This is a genomic window from Candidatus Pelagadaptatus aseana (genome assembly GCF_040362265.1).
GTDB lineage: Bacteria > Pseudomonadota > Gammaproteobacteria > Pseudomonadales > Cellvibrionaceae > Pelagadaptatus > Pelagadaptatus aseana.
The window spans coordinates 228,552-241,679 of the sequence record NZ_BAABNJ010000002.1; the positions used below are offsets into that span (position 1 = coordinate 228,552).

The 13,128-nt window shown below is 52.7% G+C and carries 10 protein-coding genes; 5 read left to right on the forward strand and 5 right to left on the reverse strand.

Annotated elements, in window-relative coordinates; translation table 11 throughout:
- Window positions 1-53: 53 nt before the first annotated feature.
- The 3 genes from ACPXV9_RS03645 to ACPXV9_RS03655 all read right to left on the reverse strand — a co-directional run bounded on the left by ACPXV9_RS03645 (window position 54) and on the right by ACPXV9_RS03655 (window position 3,569).
- Window positions 54-1,565 (reverse strand): WS/DGAT/MGAT family O-acyltransferase, encoded by a 1,512-nt coding sequence (locus tag ACPXV9_RS03645; RefSeq protein ID WP_423894672.1) that lies wholly within the window; start codon window positions 1,563-1,565, stop codon window positions 54-56.
- 86 nt (window positions 1,566-1,651) lie between these two features.
- The gene (locus tag ACPXV9_RS03650) at window positions 1,652-2,095 is read right to left on the reverse strand and encodes an HPP family protein (protein ID WP_423894674.1); all 444 of its coding nucleotides are present in this window, start codon (window positions 2,093-2,095) and stop codon (window positions 1,652-1,654) included.
- A gap of 70 nt (window positions 2,096-2,165) precedes the next feature.
- On the reverse strand, window positions 2,166-3,569 hold the full coding sequence (locus tag ACPXV9_RS03655) for a hypothetical protein (protein ID WP_423894676.1): 1,404 nt from the start codon (window positions 3,567-3,569) through the stop codon (window positions 2,166-2,168).
- 187 nt (window positions 3,570-3,756) lie between these two features.
- On the opposite strand from ACPXV9_RS03655, the gene ACPXV9_RS03660 reads away from it, so the two are divergent.
- On the forward strand, window positions 3,757-4,167 hold the full coding sequence (locus tag ACPXV9_RS03660; RefSeq protein WP_423894677.1) for a CBS domain-containing protein: 411 nt from the start codon (window positions 3,757-3,759) through the stop codon (window positions 4,165-4,167).
- A 43-nt stretch (window positions 4,168-4,210) separates the two neighbouring features.
- On the opposite strand, the gene ACPXV9_RS03665 is transcribed toward ACPXV9_RS03660, so the two are convergent.
- Window positions 4,211-5,821 (reverse strand): GMC family oxidoreductase, encoded by a 1,611-nt coding sequence (locus ACPXV9_RS03665; protein ID WP_423894679.1) that lies wholly within the window; start codon window positions 5,819-5,821, stop codon window positions 4,211-4,213.
- Between the two features lie 130 nt (window positions 5,822-5,951).
- On the opposite strand from ACPXV9_RS03665, the gene ACPXV9_RS03670 reads away from it, so the two are divergent.
- Complete coding sequence (locus ACPXV9_RS03670; RefSeq protein WP_423894681.1) at window positions 5,952-6,728, forward strand: alpha/beta fold hydrolase; 777 nt, start codon at window positions 5,952-5,954, stop codon at window positions 6,726-6,728.
- On the opposite strand, the gene ACPXV9_RS03675 is transcribed toward ACPXV9_RS03670, so the two are convergent.
- Window positions 6,722-8,263 carry an AbgT family transporter gene (locus tag ACPXV9_RS03675; protein ID WP_423894683.1) on the reverse strand — a complete coding sequence of 514 codons (1,542 nt, stop codon included), beginning with the start codon at window positions 8,261-8,263 and terminating at the stop codon, window positions 6,722-6,724. The genes ACPXV9_RS03670 and ACPXV9_RS03675 overlap by 7 nt on opposite strands.
- A gap of 256 nt (window positions 8,264-8,519) precedes the next feature.
- On the opposite strand from ACPXV9_RS03675, the gene ACPXV9_RS03680 reads away from it, so the two are divergent.
- From ACPXV9_RS03680 to ACPXV9_RS03690, 3 genes are all read left to right on the forward strand, one after another.
- On the forward strand, window positions 8,520-9,875 hold the full coding sequence (locus ACPXV9_RS03680) for an aminotransferase (RefSeq protein ID WP_423894684.1): 1,356 nt from the start codon (window positions 8,520-8,522) through the stop codon (window positions 9,873-9,875).
- A 492-nt stretch (window positions 9,876-10,367) separates the two neighbouring features.
- Complete coding sequence (locus ACPXV9_RS03685) at window positions 10,368-11,219, forward strand: formate/nitrite transporter family protein (RefSeq protein ID WP_423894686.1); 852 nt, start codon at window positions 10,368-10,370, stop codon at window positions 11,217-11,219.
- A 171-nt stretch (window positions 11,220-11,390) separates the two neighbouring features.
- A complete protein-coding gene (locus ACPXV9_RS03690; protein ID WP_423894688.1) occupies window positions 11,391-13,115 on the forward strand; it encodes a protein kinase domain-containing protein in 1,725 nt (574 codons plus the stop codon).
- Window positions 13,116-13,128 lie beyond the last annotated feature (13 nt).

Genomic DNA, 13,128 nt, shown 5'->3' on the forward strand with positions numbered 1-13,128 from the left:
TGTCAGTGTGTCGGGGTTGGTCCGATGGCGTTATTTGCCGAGGGATAGACCCGCTAATTTTTCAAGGGTTCAGCCTTCTTGGTCGATGCTTTTGCGGCGGCGGCTTTTTTGGGTGCCGCCTTGCGTGCGGGACTCTTTCTGGGCGCTTTTTTTACCGGTTTGGCAATGCCTGCAGCGTCTTCCAATTCGACAATGGATTCGTCGATGTAATCGATAAGGCGTTGTACCTGAGGCACCGAATGGCGACAAGCAGTAATACCGAAATCCAAGTTTGATGAATTGCTAACTAAGGTGATGTTGAGTGACATTCCGTCAAACGGAATGGAGGCGGGATAAATGCCTTTGAGGGCGGCACCGTTCCAGTACATCTGTTCTCTGGGGCCGGGAACATTGGAGATGACCGTGCTGTAGGGCGGGAATTTGGATTGCAGCTTGAGCATCTGCATCATCATAATCGGCGCCTGGGTGAAAATGGTGTAGGCCTCAATTTCACGACGGCTCATACCCTGAAAGTTCGCCTTGGCCGCTTTCATGGAAGACTGAATCGCCTCGACGCGCTTGGCCGGGTCTTTGATGTGGGTGGCCAGATTAGCGGTCATAAAACTGATGGCGTTGGCGGAATCCACATCGCCTTCGGCGCGCAGTGATACCGGTGTCATGGCCATCAGGGGATCGGATGGCAGATCATTGTGGGCTTCCAGATGTTTGCGCAGAGCACCAGAGCAGATGGCCAGCACGGCATCGTTGAGGGTGCCATCGAAGGCCTTGCCCAGCGTTTTGATGCGCTCCAGATTCCAGGACTGGGCCACAAACCTTCGCGCACCGGTGATTTTGGTGTTGATGTTGGTTTTGGGGACCTTGTGCCAGGGAACTTCCAGGTCGCCGGCCCGGCCTACCCAGGCACCGGCAAAGCGGCGCAGGGCCGAGGCGATATTTCGTGAAGATTGAAACTGGTCTTTCAATACCTCCGAGACGGTTTTGATTTCCTCTTCGGTGGGATTGATCTTACGTCTCTGCTTGCGTTGCTTTTTATAGGCTTCGTAGGCGGTTGCCGAGAAGGGGGAGTACTCAATTTTGTGGGTTGGGTCCGGCGAGAACATGCTGTTCAACAGGTGCATGGCACCCATGCCATCAATGGCGCAATGATGAAACTTGGAGTAGATGGCAAATTCGCGGTTTTGCAGCCCTTCGATCAGGTGCAGCTCCCACAGTGGCCGGGAGCGATCCAGCAAGGTGGTGTGAAGGCGTGACACCAGTTTAAACAGCTCCAGATAGCGCCCGGGTTGAGGCAGGGCGGATTGACGGATGTGGTAATCCATATCCAGCAGCTTGTCCTCGTTCCACTGGATGGGACCAAACTGCCCCAGCGGCCCCATTTTAAGGCGCTTGCCGAAAGGGTGGCGCATCTCGGTGTCTTCTTTAAGAATGCGACTGAGGCTTTGCAGAAATTCAATCTCATCAATATCGTCTGGCAGCTTGAAGAGGTTGAGTCCTCCCACGTGCATGGGTTGTCTGCGAGATTCCGTGGTCAGAAAAAAAGCGTCCGTCAGTGGCATTCGGCTCATGGGCATTCCTTGTTGGTATTGTTGTCGTTGTATTTGCTATCCACTGAGTATAGAAGTGAACGCAGAATCTTTCTTTGGCCTGTCTCTCAGGCCGCTTCGTCACCGCCGCCTTCCGGGTCGTACAGATCGTGCAACAGTTCGCTGTAGTGCTCAAGGGCATCCACGGCGGTAAATATGCCGGCGATGTCGCCTTCTTTTAACACGATGACCGAACCCAGGCGTTTGTCGGCCATGGCTGAAACCACAATGGCCACGGGGTCGCCGATGTCCACCATGTAGGGGCGATGGGTCACCAGATCGCCCACCATCAGGTCGGCTTCATCCTGCAGTTTATGGCCAATGGAAACGGCCTTTTGCAAATCCCGATCGGAAATGACGCCAACAATATCGTCGTTGTCCACGACAGGAAGATGACGGATCTGATGTTGCTGCATCATGGCTTCGGCATCGACCAGCGAAGCTCCGGCTGCTATGGAGTATGGGAAGGGCACCATTACGGAGAGCATATGAGGCATGTGTTTGCTTGGCATGGAAATAATCCTTGTTTGGTTGTTCTCTCTTAAGGCTAATTGGTGGCTCGCAGAAGCTCTTTGATCTGGGTCAGCGCTTAAGCAGGGTTTGTTGCCCTTTGGCGTTGAGTATTTTCTCGAATTCCCTGTTCAGCTCCGGTAGCAGGCTGGCGTGCTTTTTGTGGATGGAGGGATAAAACAGCGAGGTTGTCAGTCGCCCTGAGGTGTAGACGGTGTTGTTCAGAGGCAGTAAGTCCAGGTACTCGATCACAGCGTGCTTAAAATCCACAAAGAAATCCAGTTTGCCGCTGTCGAGCATTCTAAGACCAGTGGCTATATCCGGCACCTCCACCAATTGTCTGCGGCTGTTCTTCAGATGATGAGTAACCGTGTAACTGCCTCTGACAAAGCCGACTGTTTTGGCGTCAGGCAGTTCCGACAGGTTGTTGATCCGCACGTCCGGGTCATTGCTGAAAATATCCATATTGTCACGAGCCAGCGGGGTTTTAATCATCAGGGTGTTAGTGCTGATGTGTTCAATGTAGTGGGCGCTGCGAGCGCAACTGCCATCAATATGACCCTGTTCGAGTTCGACCCGTTCCCGTAACCGCGACAGATAAATAAGTTTGAAGTCGTAACCCAGATTGTTGAAGGCTGTTTCAGCGGCTTTGCCGAAATCAATGAACGATTGGCCATCGGGGCGGATACCGCAGCTGAAGATGATTTGCTTGTCGTCAGTTGAAGAACGCTTGAAGCGGGCCGTCGGTTGGCTGTGACCGGCTTCGGCGTTGACCACAGCCAGACGGCGGCTGAAGGGTTTGATCAGGTGGTGCCATTTTCGGTCAAGTTGCGCATAGGCCGTTTGCGTCAGCACCACGGCGTGAGTGGTGAAGCTCTCAATAAATTGCTGGTCTCTGGAATGGAGGAAAACATCCGGTACCACCGCCAGATCGATGGCCGACGATTTGAGTGCGCCGATCATTTGTTTCATGGTCTCGAATTGGATCAGTTCGCCGTAACCCATCTCACCGACTTTGGCGGATACCCGTTTGAAGGTTGGGATGTAGCCCACTTTCAGTTTCTGTCGGTCGGGATCAATGTTCGCGCCTCTCAGGGCGATGGCGTGGATGGTCGAGGTGGCCGAGGGCTGTTGCAGGGGCGCCATGTTGGGCACGTTGTGGATTTTGGCAAAATCCCGATCGCGACCGCAGCTGCCATCCACCATTCCCAATCGCAGCATTGGGATGGCGTTTGCGGGTGAGGCATGGACAAATTCAATGCGATACCCCAGAGGATTCCAGGCCCTGTTGTAGCGACCAAGAATAAAGTTGTAGATCTGGGAGTCGGGCATTAAGACACAACTCAGTCTCAGGGTTTTGAGTGGCTCGGAGGAGGCCTGAACCAGGGGTGGGTAAACATGGAGGCAGAGTAGTATCAGGCCAATCAGTTTTGGCAGCGCGAACAAAGGCACGATTATGTGTTTCTCTGCAGCCATTGGGCTTTTCCGGACTTGCTGGGAGTGAGTTGGATTTTTTGGGCTTGGGGTTGATTTGAGTCTAGTCGTTAGTCGGGTAAATGACCATTGATCGCTTCACACCCCGGGTGTTTGGTGTATGCTGGTTTTGGGGGTGAGTTCAATTATTTGAATGCCTGCTGTCCGATAATAACCATGGAGTGAAGTTATGGATTCGTTAGTTGTTTCTGATTTGATGGACGCCAAGCCATTAACCATCGATTCCGATATCGGTGTGATTGTGGCCATGCGTCAATTACTGGCCAAGGGGGTGACGGCTGCTTCCGTGGTGGATGCCAACGGCGAGCTGTTGGGCATTCTGTCTGAGGCCGATTGCATGGGGGGCACTCTGATGGGTGGCTACTTTGAGCAGATCGGCGAACTGGTTCGCGACCGCATGAGCACCGATGTGTGTACCGTGACGGCAGATACCGGTTTGATCAATGCTGCTGAATTGATGCTCAAAAACAAGCGCCGCGTGCTGCCAGTATTGAAGGGCAAGAAGGTGGTCGGGGCCCTGTGTCGAACCCGGGTCATCGAAGAAATTATCGATAAGATTGATCACCCCGCCCACGCCTGATTTCAAATTTACCCCATATTGATATGAGCCGCCTGTGTGCGGCTCACGGGTTTCCCTGAAGAATAAATTCCGCCCCTTTTTCCGCGATCATGACCGTAGGTGCATTGGTATTGCCCGACGTGATGGTGGGCATGATCGACGCATCAATGACACGTAAATTGTTAACCCCATGCACCTGCAGGCGGTCATTGACCACGGCCATCGGGTCTTGGCCCATTTTACAGGTCCCAACCGGGTGAAAAATGGTGGTGCCCAGATCCCCCGCGGCCTTGAGCAGCTCTGCGGGCGTTGTTAACTCCGGCCCCGGTAGCCACTCCTGTGGGGCGAAGGGTCTGAGGGCGTCGGCAGCCATAATACGACGGGTAAAGTTCAGGCCATCAATGGCCACCTGCTGGTCCTCGGCGGTTGCCAGATAGTTCATGGTAATGCGCGGCGGAGCACCAGCGGTTGGGCTCTGAATCCGAATGTGACCACGACTGCTGGGACGCAGATTACACACCGAGGGGGTTATGGCGTTGAATTGATGCAGTGGCTCACCAAATTTGTCCAGTGATAATGGCTGCACATGCCATTCGATGTTGGCGCTGGGCTGGGACGGATCGCTTTTGGCAAATGCCCCCAATTGCGACGGTGGCATGGTCAGCGGACCGGTTTTGAACAGGGCGTATTCCAGTCCCATCTTCATTTTGCCCCAGAGGCTGCCGGCTTTTTGATTCAGGGTCTGGGTGTTGGATACTTTGTAGATGGTGCGAATCTGCAGGTGATCTTGCAGGTTTTCACCCACCCCGGGCAGTTCCTTTTGTACGCTGATACCCTGTTGTTGCAACAGGTTTTTGGGGCCAATACCGGACAATTGCAGCAGTTGTGGCGAGGCGACACTGCCTGCGGAGAGAATCACTTCGGCGCGGGCCTGAAACAGTTGCTCCTCGTTGTTGTTGATACGCACCTTTACCCCTGTGGCGGTCAACTGGCCATTGCGATCTTCAAACGCAATGTTCTGAACCTCGGCGTGGGTCACAATGGTGAGATTGGAGCGGGTTTTGATTGGATGCAGAAACGCATGAGCGGCGCTGCAGCGCTTGCCCTTGCGCTGATTCATCTGAAAATAGGCAGTACCAAAATTGTCGCCGCGATTGTACTCAGGGATTTTGGGGATGCCGCATTCTTCAGCGGCATCGCGCCAGGCATCGAGAATCTCCCAGTTGACTCGACGCTCTTCGACCCGAAGTTCGCCATCGCTACCGTGCCAGGGGTCGGCACCGTGCTGGTAACTCTCGGATTTTTTGAATACCGGCAGGACCTCGTCCCAGCCCCAACCGCGGTTGCCCAGATCGGCCCAGTGATCGTAGTCGCTCTTCTGGCCGCGCATATAGATCATGGCATTGATCGAGGAGCAGCCCCCCAGTACCTTGCCACGGGCGTAGCCCAAGCTCCGGCCGTTCAGGCCCGGGTCGGTCTCGGTTTGCAGGCACCAGTCCGTGCGTGGGTTATTGATGGTGAACAGGTAGCCCACTGGAATATCGATCCAGAAATAATTGTCTTTGCCTCCGGCTTCCAGCAGTAACACGGATTTGCTTGGGTCGGCGCTAAGGCGGTTGGCCAACACACAGCCGGCGGTACCGGCACCTACAATAATGTAATCGTAACTTTGCATGATTTAGATAGAGCTGTTTATGATCGGGTTGCTTTTGTCTCAGGGTGGCATGGTCTTTAGCCGGCTTGCAACTGGCGCTTGGTCGAAGTTTAATGCCGCTTGTTTTTCCTGATCGCAGACAGAGCCTTCTATGCACCCCTCCCTCAATACTCGGTTTATCAACCCAGAAAAGTCCGGCATCCCGGTGTTGTTGGTTCACGGCCTGTTTGGTGCCGGTGAAAATCTGTTGGGTATCGCTCGGGCCATCGACGACCGCCCGGTGTGTCTGGTGGACTTGCGCAATCACGGCCGTTCATTTCACGCCGACAGTATGACTCAACGAGACATGGCTGAAGACATCGCGCGCCTGATCCGGGGGCAGGGTTGGCACCGGGTGGATTACATTGGCCACTCTCTGGGGGGCAAGGTGGGTATCCAGTTGAGTCAGGATCATCCTGAGTTGATTCATAAATTACTGGTGGCTGATATTGCGCCGGTGGATTATGAGCCGGGGCATGATGACATTTTTGCCGCTTTCGATGCGGTAGATCCCAGTGTGGTTGCCAGTCGTCGCGAGGCGGATGGGTTGATGCAGGCCCACTTGTCCGAGTCTGGCGTGCGCTCATTTTTGTTGACCAATCTGGTGCGAGCCGAATCGGGGGGCTTTCAGTGGCGCTGTAATCTCGATGCCATCAAAGCCGGTTATGAGTCAGTTCGGTGTGCGCCGGATCTGGTGATGCCTTTTGAGGGGGCCGTTCTGTATATTCGTGGTGGGGCATCGGACTATGTATTACCACAGGATGAATGGGCGATTCATCAATACCACCCCAACGCCGATATCAAAACCCTTGAGGGCACCGGGCACTGGCTCCACGCGGAAAAGCCGCAAGAGTTCAATGCCCTGGTGTGTGAATTTCTGGATCAGTAAGCGTAGTTGGCCTGTAATCCCAGCGGTAAGCCCAGATTCCAGTACAGCAGCAGATAGGCCGTCCAGATGGTCAGGAAGATCAGTGAGTAGGGCAGCATCAGCGCAGTCACTGTGCCGATACCCGAGCTCTTGATATAGCGCTGACAATAAACCACCACCAGCGGGAAGTAGGGCATTAGGGGCGTAATGATGTTGGTGGCGGAATCGCCCACCCGATAAGCTGCCTGGGTCAGGTCCGGGGAGATACCCAGTTCCATCAGCATAGGTACAAAGATCGGTGCCAGTAGTGCCCATTTGGCCGAGGCTGAGCCGATGAACAGATTCAGCAGTCCGGTCAGAACAATGATTCCGATAATGGTCACCGCCGCAGGCAGGCCCGCTGCCTGCAGTGCTGCCGCGCCCTTCACCGCCAGCAGAATACCCAGATTGGATTGGGAAAAGGCGTAGATAAACTGGGCAATAAAAAACATGATCACCAGATAATAGGCCATGCTTTCCATCGCCTTGGTCATGCCATCAATGATGTCCTTGGCACTGTTGACGGTGCCGGCCACGTATCCGTAAACAATCCCCGGTAATAAAAAGATCAGGAAGATCAGCGGGACGATGGCGTTCATCAGGGGTGCGCCCAGTTCCGCCAGCGAGCCGTTCTGGCCGCGCCAGGGGGAGGTTTCCGGAAGTGTCGACAGAGCCAGCAAACCAATGGTTACCACCATGGTCAGCAGCGCCGCACGCAGCCCTTTGCGCTCCTGTTCGCCCAGAGGCTCCATGGAGGGCATATCGCTCAGGTCCTCGTCCAGTGAGGCGCTCTGCAGTCGCGGTTCAATAATTTTATCTGTGATATACCAACCCACCAGAATGATCAGCAGCGACGACGAGGCGGTAAAGTAGAAGTTATTGAGGGGGTTGAGAACAATTTCCGGGTCGAGAATCTGGGCGCTGGATTGGGTGATGCCCTGCAGCATGGGGTCTATCACCGATGGCACAAAGTTGGCGGAGAAACCGCCAGACACGCCGGCAAAAGCGGCGGCTATTCCCGCCAATGGGTGACGCCCGGCGGCGTAAAAGATGATGCCGCCCAGAGGGATGACCAGCACATAGCCGGCATCGGCTGCGGTGTGACTGAGAATGCCCACGGCAATCAGCATGGGCGTTACCAGCCAGCGAGCGGTGACGTTGAGCATGGCCATCAGGGCTGAATTGATAAACCCCGTGTGCTCTGCCACGCCGATACCCAGCATGGCCACCAATACCACCCCAATGGGGTGGAAGTGGGCAAAGTTATCCACCATATCCCCGAGAAAACCCACCATGGCCGTACCGGAGAGTTGATTGACAATCGTCAGGGGTTCACCGGTTCTGGGATCGGCAACGCCCCAGTCGATGTAGGACAGGGCCCAGGACAGGACCCAAGTGATAAACAGCAGGCCGATAAACAACAGGGTTGGATCGGGCAGCCTGTTGCCGATGCGCTCCACCTGAGTCAGAGCTTTTTGACCAAAGGACAGTGTCGGGTTTTGTGGGGAACTATTCATGTTTGGCTGAGTCTTGTTGAGGGCTTTTTAAAGCACCTATTTTTAGTATCAATTACTAGTATCAATTCCAGTATTAACCATAAATTGTCAGACCATTGGTTGAAAGTCTGTGTGCCAGATTATTTTCAATGTGTCCGATGATTGTTTGATATTAGGAAAACCTGAGTTTGAGCTGCGGTGACTTATTGGTTCCGGGTTCGATGATAGGCTACTTCTTATATACCTGACAGGTTAGACAGCAAGGTGAGGAATCCATATGTCACACGTTATTTATCCGCAAACCAATCTCAAGGCCGTAGAACAACTGGTGTTGGATCGCGGTGAAGGCATTTATGTTTACGACAAACAGGGCAAAGCCTATCTGGAAGGGATGGCCGGGCTCTGGTGTACCTCGTTGGGTTATAACCACCGTGAGCTGATTGACACCATCAACGAGCAACTGGGTAAATTGTCGTTTTCCCATATGTTTGGTGGCAAATCCCATCAGGTGGGTATTGACCTTGCCGAGAAGTTGTCTGCCATGGTGCCCATGGACAATGCCCAGGTGTTCTTTGGCAATTCCGGCTCCGATGGCAATGACACCCACGTCAAAATGCTGCGTTATTACTTCAATGCCATTGGTAAGCCGGAGAAGCGCAAAATCATTACCCGCGAGCGGGCCTATCACGGTGTCACAGTCGCTGCGGGTTCACTCACCAGTCTGCCGGCCAATCTGGCGCACTTTGAAGCGCCACTGGATGCACTGGGGATTTTGCGTACCGACCACGCCCACTATTTCAATGGCCGTATTGGCGATGAAACCGAAGCCCAGTTTGTCGCGCGCATCACCAACAATCTGGAACAGATGATTATTCGCGAAGGGCCCGAGACCATCGCCGCCTTTATTGCCGAGCCGATTACCGGTGCCAGTGGGGTGATTGTGCCGCCGGCGGGTTACTACGAAAAGGTTCAGGAAATTCTCAATCGCTATGACATCCTGTTCTGGGCCGATGAGGTGATTACCGGGTTTGGCCGCACCGGAGCTGATTTTGGCTGTAACAGCATGAACATTGAAAAGCCGGACATGATGACTTTTGCCAAGCAATTGTCTTCGGCCTATATCCCCATCAGTGCCTCATTGATTCGCGGTGACATGTATGAGGCGATGGTGGACCCGTCCTCCAAAGTCGGCGTTTTTGGACATGGCTATACCTATTCCGGCCACCCGGTAGCCTGCGCAGCGGCGTTAAAAGTCATTGAAATCTACGAGCGCGATAAGTTGTTCGAACATGCGTCCGATCTGGGTGATTACCTGCAGCAGCAACTGCGCGCCAAATTTACCGATCACCCGCTGGTGGGCGAAGTGCGTGGCAAGGGCATGATCGGCGCAGTAGAAATGGTAGCCAACAAGCAGACGGGCAAAGCCTTTGCCGACGGTCAGGTAGGCGCCAAGGCCGTGGCCTGCTGTCAGGACAATGGTTTGATTCTGCGTGCGGTGGCAGGCAACAGTCTGGCGGTTTGCCCGCCACTGGTGATCAATCGCGAGCAGGTGGATGAGCTGCTGACGAAAATGGAAACCTCTCTGGATCAGACTCTGGCCTTTGCCCGACAGCAGGGCTTGCTGGAGGAGTGATAATGAAAGCGGCGGCATCCGTCGCCGCTTTTTTGATGGTCCGCAGATCAATAGCTTTCTTTCCGTGTCTTTCTCCCCGTGACTTCCTTCCCCTACCTGCCTGACTTGCAAATCGTGATTTTTTGATGCCATTAATATGGGCCGGTTTCGCTCCACTGATGGCGACAATTGCACGATGACTTTATTTCAAGTTTGCGCTGAAAATCATTTCACCATGCGGTCAAAAAAACACACTTTTGGTGCGCTTATTCACAGCATTAAGGATTAATGCTGGATGATCCTGCCCTCTGGTGGTGCAAAAAAATCGCTGTGATCAGCGAGACTCACCGACAAAATTTCCCGCACATCCAATTGAAACGGGCGTTTCCGGTTGTTGGCATCGTAATTGCTAAAACCTGATTGCCAAAAAATTTTTATAAGTTCTTAAACCTTTGGCGTCACGGCAAACAGTGTCTGTCGTAGATGTTTATTAAAAATATATAGGAGTGTGCTATGTCATATTTGGAGCCGAGTGAATTCGCCAAGAAAATGGTGGATGCAGGCGAGCAAAAAATATTTATGTCAACCAAAGATACCTTTATTCGCGCCATGATGGCCGGCGCAATTTTGGGATTGGCGGCCTTTTTTGCCATTACGGTAATTACTAAAACCGGTAACCCGGTACTGGGTGCGGTACTGTTCCCTGTCGGCTTTATCATGTTGTATCTGATGAAGTTCGACCTGTTGACCGGTGTGTTTACTCTGGTGCCTCTGGCGATTATCGATAAGCGACCCGGCTGTGATATGAAGGGTTTGTGGCGCAACTGGGGCCTGGTATTCCTGGGTAACTTTGCCGGTGCTTTGATGACGGCATTCTTTGCATCTTTCATTCTCACCTACGGTTATCAAATTGATGGCGGTGCGGTTGCAGACAAGGTTGCAGCGATTGGCGAATCAAGGACTCTGGGCTACAAAGAGCAGGGTATTCTGGGTTGGTTCACCATCTTTATTCGCGGCATGCTGTGTAACTGGATGGTGTCCATGGGTGTTGTACTGGCAATGATCTCTACCTCTGCGATCAGTAAGATCTTCGCTATGTGGATGCCTATCATGTTGTTCTTCTACATGGTATTCGAGCACTCCATCGTTAACATGTTCCTGTTCCCGTTCTCCATGATCATGGGTGGTGACTTTAATGTGATTGATTACTTCGTATGGAACGAAATTCCAACCGCTCTGGGTAACCTGGTTGGTGGCTTCCTGCTGGTAGGTCTGCCGCTGTACCTGACCCACGTTAAAGAGAGCAAGAGCAAGAAAACTGTTCAGGCGGAAGAATCTAATTCTGAAACTGCGGTTGTTATCTAATCAACCCGGGTATCTGAACTGAATATGACTCTGCCCATAACCGGGCAGAGTCATTCAGAATTCTAACCATTAAATTTCGCCCATTTAATTCCACTCATTTAATTTCACTCATTTAGTTTCACGGTTATTTTCCGGCACACCGCACGCAACGACAGGATCCTAATTCAGCCCATGGCCAGTTCCCTTTCCATTTCAAGCGGTCAGTACAGTCATAAGGGGCGCAAACAGCTCAATCAGGATTTTCATGGTATTTACGAGCCTACGGAGCCGTTGCGCAGTACCAAGGGGATCGCCATCGCATTGGCTGATGGTATCAGCAGCAGTCAGGTCAGTCAGATTGCCAGCGAGACGGCGGTAACCAATTTCTTTGAAGATTATTTCAGCACTTCAGAAACCTGGAGTGTCAAGCAATCGGCCAGACGAGTTTTGCAGGCTTGCAACTCCTGGCTCTATTCGCAGACTCGAAAAAGTGAATTCAGATACAACCTGGACAAAGGTTATGTCTGCACGTTCAGCGGTATGATCATTAAGTCCGCCACGGCGCATCTTCTGCACGCCGGGGATTCCCGGATCTATCGCCTCAATAATAAAGCTCTGGAAGTACTCACTCAGGAACATCGGGTTCAGATTTCCCCGGAAAAACACTACCTCAAGCGCGCGCTGGGAATGGATCAGCAGCTCGATTGTGACTATCGCCAAATCAATCTTACAGAAGGTGATACCTTCCTGTTGATGACCGACGGCATTTATGAATTTGTCAGCGATCGTGACATGGCGGCCTTGTGCGATGAACATCAAGACGATCTCCAGCTTGCGGCCAAGGCCATCACCCAAAAAGCGTTCGATAATGGCAGCGATGATAATCTGACGGTTCAGATTGTTCGCGTTGACAGTTTGCCAGACAGAAGTGCCAGTGAAATTCAGCAGCAATTAATTCAAAAACCGTTTCCGCCTTCACTCAAACCCCGTATGCAATTTGATGGCTTCACGGTGCTAAGGCAGTTGTATGCCAGTGCCCGCAGCCATGTTTTTCTCGCCGAAGATGATGCCAGCAAAGAAAAAGTTGTTATTAAAACTCTGGCAACAGAACTGCGGGAAGATCCGGAAGCGATCGAGCGATTTCTGATGGAAGAGTGGATCGCGCGCAGAATAGACAGCGCCCATGTTTTAAAATCTTTTCCCTTGTCACGGGAGCGCCAGTACCTTTACGTCGTAACGGAATACATTGAGGGCCAAACTCTGACCCAGTGGATGCATGACAATCCTGCTCCCAAGCTCGATGCCGTACGCGAAATTATCCGTCAGGTGGCTCGCGGTCTATTGGCGTTCCATCGATTGGAAATGCTGCATCAGGATCTGCGGCCTGAAAATGTCATGATTGACCGCAATGGTACGGTCAAAATAATCGACTTTGGATCGACCTGGGTAGCCGGTGTTGATGAATTTACCAACTACCCCTCTGATCGAAATATTCTGGGTACGGCCCAATACACCGCACCGGAATATTTTATTGGTGAACCCGGAAGCGCCCGATCCGATCAGTTCTCACTGGCTGTTATGGCCTACCAGATGTTATCGGGACGCTTGCCCTACGGTGCTGAGGTGGCCCGTGCAACCACGCGGGCACAACAGTGGCGCTTGAAATACCAGAGTGTGCTGGACGCCGAGCGCGATACCCCAGCGTGGATCGACTATTCGCTGAAGAAGGCCCTTAACCCTGACCCGAATAAGCGCTACGAAGCACTCAGTGAATTTATATACGACTTGCGTCATCCCAATAAAGCGTTTGTCAATCAGGCCCGGGCACCTCTGCTCGAGCGCAACCCAGTCGCATTCTGGCAGGGGGTGTCTTTGATGTTGAGTATGATTATTGCGGCTTTGCTTTACTGGCGCTGACTGAAAACAGGAT